Here is an 18,026-nt window from a genome sequence, read left to right on the forward strand (position 1 = left end):
TGCACCGCGCGGCCCGCGGTCACTTCCAGAGCTGGTAGTCACCGCCGTTGCAGCGCATGGCGTAGACGTCGCCCTGGGCGTTGCTGTCCAGGCACAGGCCGGTCTCCCGGTTGACGAGGTTGAAGCCGTTGCCGGTCCACTTCTCGTACCACTGCTCGTAGTAGTTCGCCGGGCTCGCACATGGCTCGATGTAGACCGCCCCGCGGCCCGAGCCGTCGGCCCAATAGCTGGTCAGGCACTCGTCGTTGCCGCTCTCGCGCTCGGTCCAGGCGCCGTTGGGGTCCTGCAGGTTGGACTGCGAGTCGTACCAGTCCGTCGTCTGGCTGCCGTCGCTCCAGCAGTGCACGACCGCACCGGCGGTCGTGTCGACCGTGTGCAGGTTCTGGTGCGGGGTGTACGTCCTCAGACAGCCCTTCGTCGCCGCATTGCGCCAGGTGACCTTGCCGTCCGCGTGCGCGGAGGCGGAGAAGGCCAGAACGAGGGCAGGGGCGGAGACGGCCGCCATGACAACACGGCCGACGTGCTTCTTCGACATGTGGTTTTGCCGCTTTCTCACTTCACGACTGGTGGCGTGATCTTGTCACCGGCCGAGCGGCGGCAGACCCCCTTTTGCCCGCGTACGACCAAACATCAACGCGCCCTTAGCGCCCCGGCCACGCGCTCATCGCGATCTCGACCGTGCGCTGCAGCTCCTCGCGCGTGGCGCCGCCCGCCGCCTGGACGGCGAGGCCGGACGAGAGCGTACTGACGTAGCCGGCGAGCGCGGCGACGTCCGTGCCCTCCGGGAACTCCCCCTCCTCGCGGGCCCGTTCGAAGCGCTCCCGCAGCGCGGCATCCGCCGCCCGGCGGCGCGCGATCACCTCGTCACGGACCGGGCCGGCCTGCTCGCCCGTGGCCAGCGCGCCGTGGATCATGAGGCAGCCCGGGCCCTCCTCGCGGGTGATCACCCCGACGACACCGCGCAGCAGGTACTCCGCCACGGCCCGCGCCGTCGGCTCCTCCAGGGCCTCCTGCACATGGCTCGCCGGGCCCTCCCGGTAGCGGTCGAGGCACTTGCGGAACAGCGCCTCCTTGTTGCCGTACGCGGCGTACAGGCTCGGACGGTTGATGCCCATCGCCGCCGTGAGGTCGGAGAGCGCGGTGCCCTCGTAGCCGTGCCGCCAGAACACGCGCAGGGCGCGGTCCAGCCGCTCGTCGACGTCGAACTCGCGCGGACGTCCTGTCGTCGCCACCGCCCACTCCCCCTCGGAAGACTTCTGTACCGATCGATATGATAGCTTCCTCATTACTTACGTACCGAGCGGTACAGAAATCGGAAGTCTTTACGGACGTCTTCAGGGGAGGGCTCTCATGAGCAGCAGCACCAAGGCGCTGGCGGGCAAGGTCGCACTGGTGACGGGCGGTTCGCGCGGCATCGGGGCGGCCACGGCGCGCGCACTGGCCGAGGCCGGCGCGCACGTGGCGATCAGCTACGCCGCCTCGGCGGAGAAGGCCGACGCGGTCGTGCGGGAGATCGAGGACGGCCACGGCGTCCGCGCCGCCGCGTACCGGGCCGACCAGGCGGACGCCGCCCAGGTCGCGGAGCTGGTGGCCCGCGTGGCCGCGGACTTCGGGCAGCTGGACGTCCTCGTCAACAACGCGGGCGTCTTCGCGCACGCCACGGTCGACGAGGCCGACCCCGACACCGCCGCGCTCGACCACCAGCTCGCCGTCAACGTGGGCGGGGTGACGGCGGCGATACGGGCCGCGTCCGCCGTGCTCGGCGAGGGCGGGCGCATCATCACGATCGGCTCCAACCTCGGTGCGCGGCCCGCCTTCCCCGGCGTCGCCGACTACGCGGCGACCAAGGCCGCCGTCGTCGCCTACAGCAAGGGCGCCGCCCTCGACCTGGCCCCCCGCGGGATCACCGTCAACGTCGTCCAGTCCGGTTCCGTCGCCACCGACATGAACCCGCAGGACGGGCCGACCTCCGACGCGCAGCGCGCCGCCAACGCGATGGGCCGCTACGGGCGGCCGGAGGAGATCGCGGCCGGGGTCGCCTTCCTCGCCGGTCCGTCGGCGTCGTTCATCACGGGGACGACGCTCGACATCGACGGTGGTTACCTGTAACGCTCCGCTGAGGTACGGGGTTCTTCGGGTGCGGGTCGGCTGTGGCCGGTCGCGCAGTTCCCCGCGCCCCTAACGGGGCGCGAACCGGTCCAGCGCCGCCAGCACGTGGCCGCGCATGGTGGCGCTGCCAAGGTGTCCCGCATCGTCGACGACCGTCAACTCCGCGCCGGGCCAGGCGCGGGCGAGTTCCCACGCCGTCACGAGCGGGCCGGCGAGGTCGAGGCGGCCGTGGATCAGCACGCCCGGGATGCCGGCCAGGCGCCCCGCATCCCGGATCAGTGCGCCTTCCTCCAGCCAGGCGCCGTGCGAGAAGTAGTGCGCACAGATGCGGACCAAGGCCTGGCGGGCGGCGGACGGACGGCCGCTGTAGAAACGGGGCGTTCCGGCGGGCTCCTGCGAGAGCACGGCGTCCTCCCAGGCGCACCAGTCGGCGGCGGCCCGCTCCCGCACCGCAGGGTCCGGGTCGTCCATAAGACGGGAGTACGCCCCGAGGACGCCGGCCACGCCGCCGTCCACGCCGGACCCCGCCCGGAACCGCTCCCATTCCTCGGGGAAGAAACGGCCGACGCCGCCGTAGAGCCACTCCGTCTCCGAGCGCCGTGTCGTGGTGACGTCCGGGATGACGATCCCGGTGACCCGGTCCGGGTGGCGCTCCGCGTAGGCCAGGATCAGCGTCGAGCCCCACGAACCGCCGTACAGCAGCCAGCGGTCGACGCCGAGATGTTCGCGCAGCCGCTCCATGTCGGCGACTAGGTGGTGGGTCGTGTTGTGGAGCAGCGGAGCCCTCGCGGGATCGCTCGCGTGCGGGGTGCTGCGCCCGCAGCCGCGCTGGTCGAAGAGGACGACGCGGTAGCGGGCGGGGTCGAAGTACCGCCGGGCCCGCTCCGTGCACCCGGAGCCGGGGCCGCCGTGGACGACGAGGGCGGGCCTGCCGTCCGGATGGCCGCAGACCTCCCAGTACACGAGGTGGCCGTCGCCGACGTCGAGCATGCCCGTGTCGTGCGGCTCGACCGGCGGGTACAGATCGGTCATGTCTGTCCTCCGTGAGGATTCGGCTCCGTGAGGATACGGTCGGCATCATGCGACTGGAACCCGCACAGGCCCGGGAGCTCTTCAAGCAGGCACGGGTGGCCCGCCTCGCCACGTCGGATCTGACGGGCAGGCCGCATGTCGTCCCGATCACCTTCGCGCTGGGCCAGGATGTGCTGTACTTCGCGGTCGACGACAAGCCGAAGAGCACACAACTCCTGCACCGCCTGCGCAACATCCGGCAGAACCCCCAAGTCAGCATCCTCGCCGACCACTACGCGGACGACTGGACCGCGCTGTGGTGGGCCCGGGCCGACGGGCACGCCGAGGTCTGGACGGACCGCGACCAGTGCGGCGGCCCGGTGGGGCTGCTGCAGCGGAAGTACCCGCAGTACGCGACGCATCCGCCGGAAGGCCAGGTGGTGGCCGTCGAGGTCACACGCTGGAGCGGCTGGACGGGAGCGGAGTGACGGCTGCGCCTACCGCGCGGGGTGGAGACCGGTGAGGAGGTACCGCCCAAGTTGCGTCCGGATTCCACCCGTTGCGGGACGCCGCCGGGTGCGCGGATCCGTAACGTCTGGGACGCGCCGTCACGACAACGACGGCGACAACGACAACAGGGGGAAACACGTCCATGCGCACTCTGCGGAGCAAACTCGGGGCACTCGCGGCACTGTCGGTCGCCACCGCCACGGTCGGGCTGGCGCCCACCGTCGCGAACGCCACCCCACAAGCAGCGAGCAGCAGTTACACCTACCTCGAGTTCAAGAAGGGCTCCGACCCGCTGAACTCGCGCCTGCGCTTCGTCTACGTCCAGCGGATCAGCGGGGACCGCACCCACACCACGATCCTCGACAGCTGGCGCGCGGGCTCCGGCGACGGCAGCAAGGACACCTGCGCGTCGAACCGGGGCTGGCTGCCCAACGGGGAATACAACATCGGCACCTACTACCCGCACCACAACGGTGGCCCGCACGGCGTCAACGGCATCGCGTGGGACATCGGCAACCACCAGTGCCACAGCGGCAAGTGGCGCACCGAGCTGTTCATCCACAGCAGGATGCTCCCCAGCGGCGCCCAGGGCAGCGGCCCCTACCACTGGACGGGCAACTACGCCTCCAACGGCTGCATCAAGCTCAGCCCGAACGACATCCGAGAGCTGCAGAGCCGGTACAACAACTACCCGCATCCGGGCAAGCTGTACGTGAGCTGAACAGTCGGCCGGTGGTACGGGCGCGTCCCGCACCACCGGCCGCACCGGTCACGAGGCGAACTGGTCCGCCTGGAGGTTGCAGTACGAGGCGTGTCGGCCTCCGCGTAGGCGACGACCCGGTCGATCCGGCCGGGGTCCGGCCCGGCGTCCGGCCTGCCGATGAGGATGTCGGTGCGGGCGGTGAACGGCCAGCGCATGAAGTCCTGCGCGATCAGGGTGACATGCTCGAAGAGACTGCTGCGGTCCAGCTCCGTGATGTCGGTGCCGTCCCACGTGATCCGTCCGCCGGATCTCGTCCGGGGCCTTGCCGACGTCGGTTCCGTGCTGCGGGATGGCTCGCTCGGCGGCGCGGGGGTTCACTGGGTAGGCGGTTTGCGGGTGCGGGTCCGTTGTGGCTGGTCGCGCAGTTCCCCGCGCCCCTACGGGGCGGGGCCTCTGCCGAGGCGCCCCGTAAGGGGCGCGGGGAACTGCGCGAGCAACCGAAGCCGGCCCGCACCCGAAGAACGGGCCGCAAGAATGGGCCGCGCCCGTAAGGGGCGCGGGGAACTGCGCGACCAGCCACAACGGACCCGCACCCGAAACCCCCGCACCCCAGCGGAGCGGCCCCGGCGTGCTTGGATGCAGCAATGCGATTGATGTTCGTCGGCGACTCCATGACCATCGGCAGCGCCGGTGACCTCACCTGGCGCTACCGGATGTGGCAGCACCTGTGCGCCACCCACGGCGGGCCGTTCCGGATCGTGGGGCCGCGGGACGCCCTCTACGAGCCCGCCGCCGACGCCCCCGTCTCGCACGCCTACGGCGCCCCCGGCTTTCCCGAGAACTGCCGGGTGCACCTCGCCGGCTGGGGCGAGGGGTGGTTCCACATGGCACCCCTCATCCACGACGCCGTCCGCACCCACCGGGCCGACACGCTGCTCGTCTCCCTCGGCCTCATCGACCTCGGCTTCTACACGGACCCCCAGCAGACGGCCGACAACGTCCGCCGCTTCTTCGCCGAGGCCCGCGCCGCCAGCCCGCGCGTGCAGGCCGTGCTGCTGCCCGTGCTCCCCAACGTGCGCGCCCTGGGCGACCCCGCCTTCGCCGCGCAGTGCGAGGACTTCAACGAGCTGCTCGCCAAGACCGTCGCCGACCTCGACCGGCCTGGCTCGCCACTGCTGCTCGCCTCTCCCCCGCCCCACTGGGACGTCACGCTCGACACCTATGACGGCACCCACCCGAGCCCGCACGGCGAGCACCGCCTCGCCGCCGCCTTCGCGGACGCGATGCACCAGGGCTGGGGAATCGGCGAGCCCTACGACCCCGCGTGACCCGCCGCGTGACCCGATCTTTCCGGGCACAGGATGTCGGGTCCGGGAAGGTGCCCCCTCCGTAGCGTGAACGACCGTAGGAAGGAAGGAGACCGGGGGCGATGCTGGAACAGCTGAACCGGGCCCTGGAGCACATCGAGGAGCACCTCGACCGGCAGATCGACGTGGCCGAACTGGCCCGGATCGCCGTGACGTCGGAGTACCACTTCCGCCGGATGTTCTCCGCGCTGGCCGGGATCCCGCTGTCCGAGTACATCCGGCGCAGGCGGCTGACCGTCGCCGGTGCCGAGGTGCTCGCCGGGGAGCGGACCCTGCTCGACGTCGCCGTGCGCCACGGCTACACGTCGGGCGAGGCGTTCGCCCGGGCGTTCCGCGCCGTGCACGGCATCGGCCCGGGCGAGGCCCGGCGGACCGGTGCGGCCCTGTGTTCCCAGCCCCGGATGTCCTTCCGTCTCATCGTCGAAGGGAGCAGCACCATGCAGTACCGGATCGTGGAGAAGGACGAGTTCCGCATCGTCGGGCGGAAGGCCCGCGTCCCCCTCGTGCACCAGGGCGTGAACCCGGTCATCGCCGGGTTCGTCAAGGGGCTGGGGCAGGAGACCGTCCAGCGCATCACCGCGCTGTCCGACGGCGAGCCGGGCGGGATCCTCGCCGTGAGCGACGACCTCGACCCCAGCCGCGCGGAGGGAACCGAACTCGACTACTGGCACGGTGTCGTGAGCAGCGCCACCGTGCCCGAGGACCTGGAGTCGCTCACCGTCCCGGCGGGCACCTGGGCCGTCTTCGAGAGCTCGGGCCCGTTCCCGCAGGCGCTCCAGTTCCTGTGGCGCGACGTGTTCACCCAGTGGTTCCCGTCGAACCCGTACCGCAGCCGGCCGGGGCCGGAGATCCTGCGCGTGCGCATCATCCACGAGGGACAGGCGGACGCCCAGCTGTGGATACCCGTGGAGCGCGAGCCCGCCCACGTCTGACCGTTCGGGTGTGCACACCCTGGTGTGCACACCCGAACAGCCCCTTGCTCCGAGTGCACTTCAGGGCGTTGGCTAAGGGCCCATGGAGTACACGCAGCTCGGACGTACGGGACTCAAGGTCAGCCGCATCGTTCTCGGCACGATGAACTTCGGGCCCCGCACCGACGAGGCCGAAAGCCACGCCATCATGGACGCCGCGCTCGACGCCGGCGTCAACTTCTTCGACACCGCCAACGTCTACGGATGGGGCGTCCACAAGGGCCGCACCGAGGAGATCATCGGCACCTGGTTCGCCCGCGGCGGCCACCGCCGCGACCGGGTCGTCCTGGCCACCAAGGTGTTCGGCGGCATGCACGCCGAGGGCGACCCGTGGCCCAACGAGGACCGGCTCTCCGCGCTCAACATCCGGCGCGCCGTCGACGCCAGCCTGCAGCGGCTGCGGACGGACCACATCGACCTCTACCAGTTCCACCACGTCGACCGGGCCACGCCCTGGGACGAGATCTGGCAGGCCATGGACGTCCTCGTCCAGCAGGGCAAGATCCTCTACGTCGGCTCCTCCAACCACGCCGGCTGGCACATCGCCCGGGCCAACGAGGCCGCCCGGCGCCGCAACACACTCGGCCTGGTCAGCGAGCAGTGCCTCTACAACCTCGCCGAGCGGCGCGCCGAGATGGAGGTGCTCCCGGCGGCGGAGGCGTACGGGCTCGGGGTCATCCCCTGGTCCCCGCTCGGCGGCGGCCTGCTGGGCGGCGCGATCCGCAAGGCCGCGGAGAGCGGCCGGTCCGCGGACGCGCTGGCGAAGACCGGGATCCGCGATCGGATCCAGGCCTACGAGGACGTGGTCGACAAGCACGGGCTGGAGCCCGGCGAGGTGGCCCTGGCCTGGCTGCTGACCCGGCCCGAGGTCACCGCCCCGATCACCGGGCCGCGCACCCGGGATCAGCTCGACTCGGCGCTGCGGGGGGTCGAACTGATCCTTCCCGAGGAGCTGTTGGCGTCCCTCGAAGACATCTTCCCCGGGCCGGGTCCGGCGCCGGAGGCATTTGCCTGGTAGTTCGGCTGCGGGTCCGTTGTGGTTGCTCGCGCAGTTCCCCGCGCCCCTTACGGGCGCGGGCAGCGCAGTTACTTCACCGCGGCCACCACGGCGACGACGACGAGTATCAAGGCGAGCGCACCGGTCATGATCCGGTTCCTGGTCTTCGGGTCCACCCCCCGAGCCTAACCGGCCGGGCGCGCCGCCCGTCATCACCCCAGGTCCCAGGCCTCGACGAGCTCGTAGCGAGGCCGCTCACCGGGAACGCCGTCGGCAGGCAACCGGCTGCGGATCAGCTCCAGGCGCCCCGCCGTCCACGGGGCGCCCCGGAAGTCCGCGAGCCCCGCCGCGTACGGCGTCAGGCTCACCCGGCCGGTGGCCGAGCGGGCGAGGGTGAGGTGGGGGTGGAAGGGGCGCCTGTCGTCGACCGCCACCCCGGCCCGCCGCGCCCCCGCCGTGGCCGAGCGGGCCAGCCCGCGCAGCGTCTCCGTCTCGCCCTGCGCCCCGGCCCACAGGATCCGGTCACCGAACCGCCCGCCGCCGGCGAACCGCAGCTCGTGCGGCGGATGCCGGTGCGCGGCGCGCGCGAGCCGCTCGGCGAGCTCCGGCAGCCGCTCCTCGTCGACCTCGCCGAGGAAGGCGAGCGTGAAGTGCCAGGTGTCCGGCTCGGCCCAGCGCAGCCGCCCGGCCCCCGGCAGCGAACGCAACGGAGCCACGGCTTCCGCGAGTTCGTCGAGGGCGGACGAGGGCGGGGTCACTGCGGCGAACAGACGCATGGGACCAGTGTCGCGTGGATCCACTGGATGTGCGGTTCTTCGGCTGCGGGCCCGTCGTGGCTGGTCGCGCAGTTCCCCGCGCCCCTACGGGGCACGGATACCCCCGGTTCGCGCGCCCGTCAGGGGCGCTGGGGGCACCTCCCAGCGGTAGCTGGGGGAGGAACTGCGCGACCGGCCACAGCCGGCCCGCACCCGAAGAACCCCGCACCCCGGAAGGGGAGCCGCTCACGCGACGGCGGTCACCCGTTCCGCCGTAGCCTGCCGCGGCACAAACGTGAGATGCGGCCGCCCCGGCCGCAGATCCACCCTCAGCCGCAAGCCCCCGGCACGGGCAAGGGCGAAGCCCACCCCCGCGGCGGCGGCCAGCGAGATCACGCCGCCCGCCAGAAAGCCGACCCGCGGCCCGTACGCGTCCGTCGCCCAGCCCACCAGCGGAGCGCCCAGCGGCGTACCGCCCATGAAGACCATCATGAACAGGCTCATGACCCGGCCCCGCAGCGCGGGATCGGAGGCCAGCTGGACGCTGGAGTTCGCGGTGACGTTGATCGTCAGGCCGAACATCCCTATCGGGACGAGCAGCAGCGCGAAGACCCAGAACTCCGGCGCCAGCGCCGCCGCGATCTCCAGGACGCCGAACGCCGCGGCCGCGCCGATCAGCAGCCGCTGCCGCGACGTGCCGCGCCGCGCCGCGAGCAGGGCGCCCGCCAACGACCCGGCCGCCATGAGGGTGTTGAGCAGTCCGTACGTACCGGCGCCCGCGTGGAAGACGTTGTTCACGAACGCCGTGAGCCAGATGGGGAAGTTGAAGCCGAAGGTGCCGATGAAGCCGACCAGCACGATCGGCCAGATCAGTTCGGGCCGTTCGGCGACGTGCCGCAGCCCTTCCCTCAACTGCCCCTTGCCGCGCGGGGCGCGCTCGGCCCTGTGCAGCTCCGAGGTGCGCATCATCAGCAGCGCCGCGACGGGTGCGGCGAAGGAGATCCCGTTGAGCAGGAACGCCCAGCCGCTGCCCACGGCGGTGATCAGCACACCGGCGACGGCGGGGCCGACGAGCCGGGCCGACTGGAAGTTGGCGGAGTTGAGGCTGACCGCGTTGCGCAGGTCGGCGGGGCCGACCATCTCGGAGACGAAGGCCTGGCGGGCGGGGTTGTCGACGACGGTCACCACGCCCAGCACGAAAGCTATGAGGTAGACATGCCAAACCTGGACATGTCCGGAGAGCGTGAGCGCCGCGAGGGCCAGCCCGGTGGCGCCCATCGCGGCCTGTGTGCCGACCAGCAGGGGCCGCTTGGGGCAGCGGTCGGCGATGACGCCGCCGTAGAGCCCGAACAGCAGCATGGGCAGGAACTGCAGGGCCGTGGTGATGCCCACGGCGGCGGAGGAGCCGGTCAGGCCGAGGACCAGCCAGTCCTGGGCGATGCGCTGCATCCAGGTACCGGCGTTGGAGACGACCTGTCCGCCGGCGTAGAGACGGTAGTTGCGGATGCGCAGCGAGCTGAAGGTGCCCCCCTTGGCGGGCGCGACGGGCGCGTCGGGCGCAGCGGGCGCCGTCCCGGTCTGCAGGGAGGTGGTGCGGGTGTCGTCGTCGTGGCGGTTCGGTGCGGGTGCGGAGTCTGCTCCGGGTCCCGTACTCAAGGTGGGTTCGCCTCTCTTTCCGTGCGGCGTACTCCGTGCGGCGTGCGGCAGGCCCCCGGCCCGGCCGGGTCTTCAGGTCCCTACAGGTGCGCGAGCTTCTCCAGGACGGGCGCGGCGGCGCGCAGCGTCGCCCATTCGTCCTCGTCGAGCTGTCCGGCCAGTTCGGAGAGCCAGGCATTGCGCTTGCGGCGGCTCTCCTCGAGCATCGCCTCGGCCTGTTCGGTCTGCCGGACCACCTTCTGTCGGCGGTCCTCGGGGTGCGGTTCCAGCCGGACCAGTCCCTTGGCCTCCAGCAGCGCGACGATGCGCGTCATCGACGGAGGCTGCACGTGCTCCTTGCGGGCGAGCTCGCCCGGGGTGGCGGAGCCGCAGCGGGCGAGGGTGCCCAGCACCGACATCTCGGTGGGGCTGAGCGACTCGTCGACACGCTGGTGCTTGAGCCTCCGCGACAGGCGCATGACACCCGACCGCAGTGCATTGACGGCGGCCGTGTCCTCGGGGCTGGTGCGGGATGAATCCGGCATGTTCATTAGATTAACTCATTACCTCGGCTAATGAAAGTGGGACACGAGGGCGCACAGGTGCGGGAGAAAGCACATGGGCGGCCGGGCACGCGGCCCGGCCGCCCGTCGCGGCCTCGTACGCTGCTGAGCGCGGCTTGACTACTTCACGCCCAGCGCCTGCTCGATCGGGTCGAGCATGAAGTACACGAGGAAGCACAGCCCGACCGCGTTCAGCAGCCAGGGGATCTCCCGCGCCCGCCGGTCGGCGATCCGCAGCAGGATGAAGGCGAGGACGCCGATCCCGATGCCGTTGGTGATCGAGTACGTGAACGGCATGGAGACGACCGTCAGGAACGCCGGGATCGCGATCGTGAAGTCGCTCCAGTCGATCTCCCGGACGTTGGACGCCATGATCAGGAAGCCGACGACCAGCAGGGCGGGGGTCGCCGCCTGCGAGGGCACCACCGTGGCGAGCGGGGTGAAGACCAGGGCAAGCAGGAAGAGGCCGCCGGTCATCAGGTTGGCCAGGCCCGTGCGGGCGCCCTCGCCGACGCCGGCCGTGGACTCCACGAAGCAGGTGTTCGCCGAGGACGAGCCGAGGCCGCCGGCCGCGACGGCGATGCCGTCGACCATGAGGATCCGGCCCATGTGGGGCAGCTGGCCCTTCTCGTCCATCAGCCCGGCCTCCTCGCCGACGCCGATGATCGTGCCCATCGCGTCGAAGAAGCCGGACAGCAGCACCGTGAAGACGAAGAGGCAGCCGGTCAGCAGCCCGACCTCGCGGAAGCCGCCGAAGAGGCTGATGTGGCCGATGAGGCCGAAGTCGGGCGTCCCGACGATGTGCGACGGCACCTTGGGCACGCTCAGGCCCCAGGCGGTGTCCGGCAGCCCGGCGGCCGCGTTGACGACGATCGCGAGCACCGTCATGGCCACGATGCCGATGAGGATCGAGCCGCGCACCTTGCGGACGACCAGGACGAAGGTGAGCGCGAGCCCGAGCACGAAGATCAGCACCGGCCAGCCGCGCAGCTGGCCCCCCTGGCCGAGGGCGAGCGGGACGGTGGTGTGCGCGGCGTCCGGGTTGCGGGAGACGAAGCCCGAGTCGACCAGGCCGATCAGCGAGATGAACAGGCCGATGCCGATGGCGATCGCGCGGCGCAGCCCGCCCGGGATCGCGTCCATCACCCGCTGCCGCAGCCCCGAGGCCACCAGCAGCATCAGCACCAGACCGGCCAGCACCACCATGCCCATGGCGTCCGGCCAGCTCATCTTGGGCGCGAGCTGGAGCGAGACGACGGCGTTGATGCCGAGGCCCGCGGCGCAGGCGATCGGCACATTGCCGATCACGCCCATGAGGACCGTGGAGAGCCCGGCCATCAGGGCGGTGGCGGTGACGAGTTGGGCGTTGTCCAGCTGGTGCCCGAACTTGTCGTGACCGGCCCCGAGGATGATCGGGTTCAGCACGACGATGTAGGCCATCGCAAAGAACGTGGCCAGGCCGCCGCGGAGTTCGCGGGAGACGGTCGAGCCGCGCTCGGTGATCCGGAAGTACCGGTCGAGGGCGTTTCGCGGCTCAGGTTTCGGTGTCTGGCTCGGTATCCGGTTCGGGGCAGCGGCGGACTGCTGCCGGTCTTCGACCGCAGGGCTGGCCGAGGTGGTCATGCAGGGTCCTCAGTCGTTCGGGCCGGGGAGGCCGGACGGAAGAAAAGGATCACGATTGGAGGATCAAACAAAACCACTCAATCAAATCCAGGCTTATTCAGTATGAACAAACAAAGGCCCGGATGGCCAATCGCAGAGCTCAGGCCCCGTAAGGGGCGCGGGCGGTTACTCCCCCAGCTACCGCTGGGAGGTACCCCCAGCGGCTCCGCCGCGTGGGCGCGACGAGCCACAGCGGGCCCGCACCCGCAGAACGCCCCTGCCTGCGGAGCGCATAGGCTGAACGCCATGACGAAATGGACTCCCCGGCACGAAGCGCCCGAGCCCCTGGAGGGCCCGGTCGTCGGCACCATCACCGGCGGCACGATCCTGTGGTTCGTCCTCTTCGTCGTCCAGCTGCCCTTCTACGGCTGGTTCCGGGACCACGGACACCTGTGGTGGCTGTGGACCTGCCTGGCCGGCGGCGGGCTCGGCCTCGTCGGCATCTGGTACGTCCGCAAGCGGGACGCCGCGATCAAGCGGCACAAGGCCGCACAGCAGGCCGCATCCGCCCGGGGCTGACTCCTTCGCAACGCTCCGGAAGGTGAACGGGCCCGTCCGCCCGTACCGTCGGATCCATGAGCGATCCGAGGAGCGATCCGGTGCAGACCGCGACCTCCGCCCCCGGCCTGACCGCCCGCGAGGTCGCCGAGCGCGTCGCCCGGGGCGAGGTCAACGACGTGCCCGTCCGCTCCTCGCGCTCGCTGGCGGACATCGTCCGCGCCAACGTCCTCACCCGGTTCAACGCGATCATCGGCGTGCTCTTCCTGATCATCCTGGTGGTCGGACCGATCCAGGACGGTCTCTTCGGATTCGTGATCGTCGCCAACACCGCGATCGGCATCTTCCAGGAACTGCGCGCCAAGAAGACCCTGGACTCCCTCGCCCTCATCGGCGAGGTCCGCCCCACCGTGCGCCGCGACGGCGCGCCCGTCGCGATCCCCACCGACCGGATCGTCCTCGGCGACCTCATCGAACTCGGCCCGGGCGACAAGTGCGTCGTGGACGGCGAGGTCGCCGAGGCCGACGGACTGGAGATCGACGAGTCGCTGCTGACCGGCGAGGCCGACCCCGTGCTGAAACGCCCCGGCGACCCCGTGATGTCCGGCTCCTTCGTCGTCGCCGGGAACGGCGCCTTCACCGCCACCAAGGTCGGGCGCCAGGCCTACGCCGCGCAACTCGCCGAGGAGGCCTCCCGCTTCACGCTCGTCCACTCCGAACTGCGCAGCGGCATCAGCCAGATCCTCAAGTTCGTCACCTGGATGATGCTCCCGGCCGCCCTCGGCCTCATCGTCAGCCAGCTGGTGGTGCAGAAGCACGACTGGCGCGAGGCGGTGCGCCGCATGGTGGCCGGCATCGTCCCCATGGTCCCCGAGGGCCTCGTCCTGCTGACGTCCGTCGCCTTCGCCATCGGCGTCATCCGGCTGGGCCGGCAGCAGTGCCTGGTCCAGGAGCTGCCCGCGATCGAGGGCCTCGCCCGCGTCGACACCGTCTGCCTGGACAAGACCGGCACCCTCACCGAGGGCGGCATGGACGTCAGCGAACTGCGCGTCCTGCCCGGCGCCCGCGCCGACGAGACCTACGTGCGCCAGGTCCTCGGCGCCCTGGGCGAGTCCGACCCGCGCCCCAACGCCAGCCTCCAGGCGATCATCGACGCCTACCCCGACGGCTCCGGCTGGCGCTGCACCGAGTCGCTGCCCTTCTCCTCCGCCCGCAAGTACAGCGGCGCCGCCCTCAACAGCCCCGACGCGGAGAGCAGCAACTGGCTGCTGGGCGCCCCCGACGTGCTGCTGCCGGAGGGCGACACGGCGCTCACGGAGATCGAACAGCTCAACGCCCAGGGGCTGCGGGTGCTCCTGCTCGCCCGCGCCTCACGGGAGCTGGACGATCCCCAGGTGGCACAGGGAGCCCGCCCCACCGCCCTGGTCGTCCTGGAACAGCGGCTGCGCTCCGACGCGGCCGACACCCTGCGCTACTTCGCGGAGCAGAACGTCTCCGCGAAGGTCATCTCCGGCGACAACGCGGTCTCCGTCGGCGCCGTCGCCGCCAAACTCGCCCTGCCGGGCGCCGACGCGCCCGTCGACGCGCGGCGGCTTCCGGCCGAGCAGGAGGCGATGGCCGAAGTCCTCGACCGGGGCGCCGTGTTCGGCCGCGTCACCCCGCAGCAGAAACGCGACATGGTGGGCGCCCTGCAGTCGCGGGGCCACACGGTGGCCATGACCGGCGACGGCGTCAACGACGTACTCGCCCTCAAGGACGCCGACATCGGCGTGTCGATGGGCTCCGGCTCGGAGGCGACGCGGGCCGTCGCCCAGATCGTGCTGCTCAACAACAGCTTCGCGACGCTGCCGTCCGTCGTCGCCGAGGGCCGCCGCGTCATCGGCAACATCACGCGCGTGGCGACCCTGTTCCTGACGAAGACGGCCTACTCGGTGCTCCTGGCGATCCTGGTGGTGTGCACACGGGTCCCGTACCCCTTCCTGCCACGGCACTTGACCCTGCTGTCGACGCTGACGATCGGCGTCCCCGCCTTTTTCCTGGCACTCGCCCCCAACAAGGAGCGCGCGAAGCCGCACTTCGTGCGCCGGGTGATGCGCTACGCGATCCCCTCCGGGCTGATCGCGGGAACGGCCACCTTCGTCGCCTACCTCCTGGCCCGCGCCCACTACGCGGGCCAGGACGGCGCGTTGGGGGCGGAGACGAGCGCGGCGACGCTCACGCTCTTCCTCGTCTCCCTCTGGGTCCTCGCGATCATCGCGCGCCCGTACACGTGGTGGCGCATCGCCCTGGTCCTGGCCATGGGCGCGGGCTTCGTGATCGTGCTCCTCACACCGTGGCTGCAGCGCTTCTTCGCGCTGCAGCTGGTGGGCACGACGATGCCGTGGGCCGCCGTGGGGATCGCGGTCACGGCGGCCGTGGCGCTGGAGTTCACGTGGCGGTGGGTGAGCCGGCGCTGGCCGGCCTAGGCGCCCGAAGGGGCGCGGGGAACTGCGCGACCAGCCACCGACGGCCTGCAGCCGACGCACTGCCCCAGGGGTCCGGGGCGAAGTCCCGGGTACTTCGGCTGCGGGCGCGTCGTGGTGGCTCGCGCCCACGCGGCGGAGCCGCAAATGTGACCGCCCCGCGCCCCTGACGGGGCACGAAGACCCGCCGGACAGGCGCTAGGCGGCCTTCTCGTCCTCCAGCAGCCCGCGGATCTGCTCGCGGAGCTCGGGGGTGTCCTCGTGCTTGTGCACGGAGACGGCGTGCGCGGTGGCGGCGCGCAGGACCTCTTCCTCCTCACCGGCGATGGTGAGGGTGCAGTGGGACTCACTGGGGTACTTGCGGCAGTCGGCAACTTTTCTGGTCATGGTGGCCTCGCCTCCACGACCAGTTTAGGACGGGATGTTTGTGCTGGTCAGGGCGTTACGAGGCACCCGTTCCGGAGCGGGCCAGGACCCGCAGGCGGGCGACGTGGGCGCGGACGTTGTCGTCGATCGGGGTTGTGGGGGTCGGGGGCTCGTCGTCGTGGCGGCAGGTGCGGCAGAGTCCGCCGGGGAGGGCCTCGGGGCGCCCGGGGACGCCGCAGCCGGTGCACTCCATGATGCGGGTGCGGACGGGCTCGGGTTCCGGGGTGGGCGGCATCTTGTCGGTGAGCCGCTTGCGGGCGAAGGCGCCGGGAGCGTGCACAGGGTCGGGAAGCCCGCTGGTGAGCACCTGGACGAGCTGCGCTGCGGGGACGCCGCGGGCCAACCACTCGGCGGCGAGGGGCTCAAGTGCCGTGCACTCGGCGGCGGACAGGGTCATGCGGGGATCGGTGCGGCCGAGTCCGGCGAGGGCGGTGTAGGCGGCGGTGCGCTCGGGCGGGTGAACGGGGTGCGGTGGTACGGATGACGCCTCTGCGGGCGAATCGCCGGACAGGAACTGTCCCCACCAGGCGTCGGTGTGCGGGGTGCGGGAGAAGTAGGTGCGCTGGACCCACTGGGTGCGGTCGCCGTCGAGGCGTTCGCGGACGCGGCGCAGGTGCCCGGCGGCGGAGATGGCCTTGAGGGCGGAGGCCACGGCCTGCTGGCCGTAGGCGGCGATCTCCTTGGCCAGGGTCTTGATGTCCATGGCGGCACCGTCGGGCAGCCGGTCGATGTGGGCGGCAACGGAGGCTTCACGGGGCGCGAGGTGCGCGAACGTGCGCGCGGTGCGGGGTCCTTGATCGGGAACGCTGCGCTTCCCGTAGCCGGATCGGGCCATGGGGGCCGCGTACGGGGGCGGGGCAGGGCTAAGCTTGGCGTCAGCCATTGGATCGTCCTTACCGATCAAGATGGTCAGACCCCCGTTCCGGTGCGCTAACACCGGGCGGGGGTTGCTTGTTGATGGGCACGCTACACGGCGGGGACGGGCCGGGGCGCCGCGCCAGCGAAATGTCATCCGCACGTGTATGCACGGAAGTTGGGGAGGGTGGGTGGGTCTAGCGACCCACCATTCCTTGGAAAGAGCGCTCGGGTCCCGGGGCCCGAATCTCGGGTGGGTCAGGGGATGGATATGCGCTGAAGGAAGGCTGTCCAAGCGACCGTCGAGAGCCTTATCTGCGTGCTGTTGCCGAGCTTCGAGTCCCGGACGCGGACGGCGCATGGATGAGCGGCGGCTTCGAGCACTCACCCCCGTCGTTGCTGTAGCTGGACTTGATCCATATTCGGTCTGCGTTCACTGCGCCTCCGCCAACCTTTCGATGAACTCAGCTGATTCCTTGGGGCCGAGGGCTTGCCCAGCGATCGCCGAGTAGCGCTGCGTCAGAAGACCCACCTGTTCAGGAGTGCTGTAGAAAGAGAAATTCAGCTGCCCCTCCTCGTAGGCCAGGCGGTCATGATCCGGCAACTCCATGAGGGTGAAGGCCCCGTTGAGACCGGAGTGCCATCCCCCGGTCTCCATAACGTGAACGTTCACGTTGCGCTGGCCACCCACTTCCAGCAGACGTCGCAGCTGTCGCCGGTGCGCCTCGGCGTCCCCGAGCCGGTGACGCAACACGGCTTCCTGGACTACAAAGCTGAATGATGTCGTCAGCTTCTGCAGGAGTGACTGCCGAGCCAGCCGTGCTGCCACCGAGCTCCTCCCGAGTGAACCCGGCACCCGTGCGCCACAGCTTCACCTGGTTCCCGACATACCGCCAGCCGAGCGGCGGCTGGGACGTCTCGTCCGTCACCGCACCCCACCTCCCCGATGCCCGAGGGGCGCAGGCCCGTCACCCGCATCCACCTCGCTACCGCGGATCCTGCTCGGGAACCAGCCCGCTCTCAGCCCGAACGCCGAAAGACACTGCTCGCGGGTGATACTTCCTCCGGCACTGTCAACACCCTTACCCCACCACGGACTTCGCCACCGCACATCACGCTGCACTCCGGCAGCGGAAACCCTCATTTCTGCAGCCCGGAGATCGAGGTTTCTGCTGCCGGAGGCAGGGCCTACCGTGTGGGGCATCGAAAGAACACCACAACGGTCGCCGTGTCCGTCAGGTCGGTGTGGACGGTATGGGCGCCGGCCTGCGCCAGTTCGTTCGCGCTGCTGCGTCCGGTGGCCACCGCGATCACCTTCATGCGGTTCGCGAACCCGGCACCGCAGCGATGGCTCCCCGGGCCGCCGCCGCGCTTGGTCCTCTTACGGATCAGCTCGCTCCGGTGTCAGAAGCCAACACCATGAGGTGTCGACAGTGTTGGTTTCTGACACCGGAACGCCGTGTCACCCGGGTGAGGGTTTCCGCTGGCGAAGTGCAGTGCGT

At 70.9% G+C, this 18,026-nt stretch carries 20 protein-coding genes; 8 read left to right on the plus strand and 12 right to left on the minus strand.

What is annotated here, in order from left to right:
* Positions 1 to 19: 19 nt before the first annotated feature.
* Positions 20 to 535: an RICIN domain-containing protein gene (locus tag ACMATS_RS15735; RefSeq protein WP_390780417.1), complete on the minus strand. Its 516-nt coding sequence runs from the start codon at positions 533 to 535 to the stop codon at positions 20 to 22.
* A gap of 106 nt (positions 536 to 641) precedes the next feature.
* Positions 642 to 1,232 (minus strand): TetR/AcrR family transcriptional regulator, encoded by a 591-nt coding sequence (locus ACMATS_RS15740; RefSeq protein WP_414168230.1) that lies wholly within the window; start codon positions 1,230 to 1,232, stop codon positions 642 to 644.
* Positions 1,233 to 1,350: 118 nt separating this feature from the next.
* Here ACMATS_RS15740 and ACMATS_RS15745 point away from each other — a divergent pair, with 118 nt between their 5' ends.
* Positions 1,351 to 2,109, plus strand: a complete 759-nt coding sequence (locus tag ACMATS_RS15745) for an SDR family NAD(P)-dependent oxidoreductase (RefSeq protein WP_414168231.1) — start codon at positions 1,351 to 1,353, stop codon at positions 2,107 to 2,109.
* Between the two features lie 69 nt (positions 2,110 to 2,178).
* Here the strand turns inward: ACMATS_RS15745 and pip are convergent, their stop codons facing one another.
* Positions 2,179 to 3,141, minus strand: a complete 963-nt coding sequence (pip, locus tag ACMATS_RS15750) for a prolyl aminopeptidase (protein ID WP_414168233.1) — start codon at positions 3,139 to 3,141, stop codon at positions 2,179 to 2,181.
* Positions 3,142 to 3,188: 47 nt separating this feature from the next.
* On the opposite strand from pip, the gene ACMATS_RS15755 reads away from it, so the two are divergent.
* From ACMATS_RS15755 to ACMATS_RS15775, 5 genes are all read left to right on the plus strand, one after another.
* The gene (locus ACMATS_RS15755) at positions 3,189 to 3,608 is read left to right on the plus strand and encodes a TIGR03668 family PPOX class F420-dependent oxidoreductase (protein ID WP_414168234.1); all 420 of its coding nucleotides are present in this window, start codon (positions 3,189 to 3,191) and stop codon (positions 3,606 to 3,608) included.
* Between the two features lie 164 nt (positions 3,609 to 3,772).
* Positions 3,773 to 4,351, plus strand: a complete 579-nt coding sequence (locus ACMATS_RS15760; protein ID WP_390780412.1) for a hypothetical protein — start codon at positions 3,773 to 3,775, stop codon at positions 4,349 to 4,351.
* 626 nt (positions 4,352 to 4,977) lie between these two features.
* Entirely contained in the window at positions 4,978 to 5,661 is a 684-nt protein-coding gene (locus tag ACMATS_RS15765; RefSeq protein WP_414168235.1) for a GDSL-type esterase/lipase family protein, read from the plus strand.
* Positions 5,662 to 5,762: 101 nt separating this feature from the next.
* The gene (locus tag ACMATS_RS15770) at positions 5,763 to 6,632 is read left to right on the plus strand and encodes an AraC family transcriptional regulator (protein ID WP_414168236.1); all 870 of its coding nucleotides are present in this window, start codon (positions 5,763 to 5,765) and stop codon (positions 6,630 to 6,632) included.
* An 82-nt stretch (positions 6,633 to 6,714) separates the two neighbouring features.
* Entirely contained in the window at positions 6,715 to 7,689 is a 975-nt protein-coding gene (locus ACMATS_RS15775) for an aldo/keto reductase (protein WP_390780409.1), read from the plus strand.
* Between the two features lie 191 nt (positions 7,690 to 7,880).
* On the opposite strand, the gene thpR is transcribed toward ACMATS_RS15775, so the two are convergent.
* The 4 genes from thpR to ACMATS_RS15795 all read right to left on the minus strand — a co-directional run bounded on the left by thpR (position 7,881) and on the right by ACMATS_RS15795 (position 12,244).
* Positions 7,881 to 8,444, minus strand: a complete 564-nt coding sequence (gene thpR, locus ACMATS_RS15780; protein ID WP_414168237.1) for an RNA 2',3'-cyclic phosphodiesterase — start codon at positions 8,442 to 8,444, stop codon at positions 7,881 to 7,883.
* A 225-nt stretch (positions 8,445 to 8,669) separates the two neighbouring features.
* The gene (locus ACMATS_RS15785) at positions 8,670 to 10,079 is read right to left on the minus strand and encodes an MFS transporter (protein WP_414168238.1); all 1,410 of its coding nucleotides are present in this window, start codon (positions 10,077 to 10,079) and stop codon (positions 8,670 to 8,672) included.
* A gap of 80 nt (positions 10,080 to 10,159) precedes the next feature.
* On the minus strand, positions 10,160 to 10,609 hold the full coding sequence (locus ACMATS_RS15790; protein ID WP_390780406.1) for a MarR family winged helix-turn-helix transcriptional regulator: 450 nt from the start codon (positions 10,607 to 10,609) through the stop codon (positions 10,160 to 10,162).
* Between the two features lie 132 nt (positions 10,610 to 10,741).
* Positions 10,742 to 12,244 carry an NCS2 family permease gene (locus tag ACMATS_RS15795; RefSeq protein ID WP_414168239.1) on the minus strand — a complete coding sequence of 501 codons (1,503 nt, stop codon included), beginning with the start codon at positions 12,242 to 12,244 and terminating at the stop codon, positions 10,742 to 10,744.
* Between the two features lie 285 nt (positions 12,245 to 12,529).
* Between ACMATS_RS15795 and ACMATS_RS15800 the strand changes: the two genes are divergently transcribed.
* Positions 12,530 to 12,802: a DUF2530 domain-containing protein gene (locus ACMATS_RS15800; RefSeq protein WP_390780404.1), complete on the plus strand. Its 273-nt coding sequence runs from the start codon at positions 12,530 to 12,532 to the stop codon at positions 12,800 to 12,802.
* Between the two features lie 56 nt (positions 12,803 to 12,858).
* Entirely contained in the window at positions 12,859 to 15,246 is a 2,388-nt protein-coding gene (locus ACMATS_RS15805; RefSeq protein WP_391154013.1) for an HAD-IC family P-type ATPase, read from the plus strand.
* Between the two features lie 195 nt (positions 15,247 to 15,441).
* Here the strand turns inward: ACMATS_RS15805 and ACMATS_RS15810 are convergent, their stop codons facing one another.
* The 5 genes from ACMATS_RS15810 to ACMATS_RS15830 form a co-directional block, all read right to left on the minus strand.
* Positions 15,442 to 15,630: a DUF1059 domain-containing protein gene (locus ACMATS_RS15810; RefSeq protein WP_336414694.1), complete on the minus strand. Its 189-nt coding sequence runs from the start codon at positions 15,628 to 15,630 to the stop codon at positions 15,442 to 15,444.
* Between the two features lie 55 nt (positions 15,631 to 15,685).
* Positions 15,686 to 16,504, minus strand: a complete 819-nt coding sequence (locus tag ACMATS_RS15815) for a hypothetical protein (protein ID WP_414168240.1) — start codon at positions 16,502 to 16,504, stop codon at positions 15,686 to 15,688.
* A gap of 278 nt (positions 16,505 to 16,782) precedes the next feature.
* A complete protein-coding gene (locus ACMATS_RS15820; protein ID WP_414168241.1) occupies positions 16,783 to 16,908 on the minus strand; it encodes a DUF397 domain-containing protein in 126 nt (41 codons plus the stop codon).
* Between the two features lie 49 nt (positions 16,909 to 16,957).
* Positions 16,958 to 17,353, minus strand: a complete 396-nt coding sequence (locus tag ACMATS_RS15825) for a DUF5753 domain-containing protein (protein ID WP_414168242.1) — start codon at positions 17,351 to 17,353, stop codon at positions 16,958 to 16,960.
* 359 nt (positions 17,354 to 17,712) lie between these two features.
* On the minus strand, positions 17,713 to 17,844 hold the full coding sequence (locus tag ACMATS_RS15830) for a hypothetical protein (protein WP_390780399.1): 132 nt from the start codon (positions 17,842 to 17,844) through the stop codon (positions 17,713 to 17,715).
* Between the last annotated feature and the right edge of the window lie 182 nt (positions 17,845 to 18,026).

This window comes from Streptoverticillium reticulum (assembly GCF_047456005.1).
GTDB classification, from domain to species: Bacteria; Actinomycetota; Actinomycetes; order Streptomycetales; family Streptomycetaceae; genus Streptomyces; species Streptomyces reticulum.

Coding starts and splice junctions, on each gene's coding strand:
- ACMATS_RS15735 (WP_390780417.1), bottom strand. CDS start 535: ATGTCGAAGAAGCACGTCGGCCGTGTTGTCATGGCGGCCGTCTCCGCC.
- ACMATS_RS15745 (WP_414168231.1), top strand. CDS start 1,351: ATGAGCAGCAGCACCAAGGCGCTGGCGGGCAAGGTCGCACTGGTGACG.
- pip (WP_414168233.1), bottom strand. CDS start 3,141: ATGACCGATCTGTACCCGCCGGTCGAGCCGCACGACACGGGCATGCTC.
- ACMATS_RS15755 (WP_414168234.1), top strand. CDS start 3,189: ATGCGACTGGAACCCGCACAGGCCCGGGAGCTCTTCAAGCAGGCACGG.
- ACMATS_RS15760 (WP_390780412.1), top strand. CDS start 3,773: ATGCGCACTCTGCGGAGCAAACTCGGGGCACTCGCGGCACTGTCGGTC.
- ACMATS_RS15765 (WP_414168235.1), top strand. CDS start 4,978: ATGCGATTGATGTTCGTCGGCGACTCCATGACCATCGGCAGCGCCGGT.
- ACMATS_RS15770 (WP_414168236.1), top strand. CDS start 5,763: ATGCTGGAACAGCTGAACCGGGCCCTGGAGCACATCGAGGAGCACCTC.
- ACMATS_RS15775 (WP_390780409.1), top strand. CDS start 6,715: ATGGAGTACACGCAGCTCGGACGTACGGGACTCAAGGTCAGCCGCATC.
- thpR (WP_414168237.1), bottom strand. CDS start 8,444: ATGCGTCTGTTCGCCGCAGTGACCCCGCCCTCGTCCGCCCTCGACGAA.
- ACMATS_RS15790 (WP_390780406.1), bottom strand. CDS start 10,609: ATGAACATGCCGGATTCATCCCGCACCAGCCCCGAGGACACGGCCGCC.
- ACMATS_RS15795 (WP_414168239.1), bottom strand. CDS start 12,244: ATGACCACCTCGGCCAGCCCTGCGGTCGAAGACCGGCAGCAGTCCGCC.
- ACMATS_RS15800 (WP_390780404.1), top strand. CDS start 12,530: ATGACGAAATGGACTCCCCGGCACGAAGCGCCCGAGCCCCTGGAGGGC.
- ACMATS_RS15805 (WP_391154013.1), top strand. CDS start 12,859: ATGAGCGATCCGAGGAGCGATCCGGTGCAGACCGCGACCTCCGCCCCC.
- ACMATS_RS15810 (WP_336414694.1), bottom strand. CDS start 15,630: ATGACCAGAAAAGTTGCCGACTGCCGCAAGTACCCCAGTGAGTCCCAC.
- ACMATS_RS15815 (WP_414168240.1), bottom strand. CDS start 16,504: ATGGCCCGATCCGGCTACGGGAAGCGCAGCGTTCCCGATCAAGGACCC.
- ACMATS_RS15830 (WP_390780399.1), bottom strand. CDS start 17,844: ATGAAGGTGATCGCGGTGGCCACCGGACGCAGCAGCGCGAACGAACTG.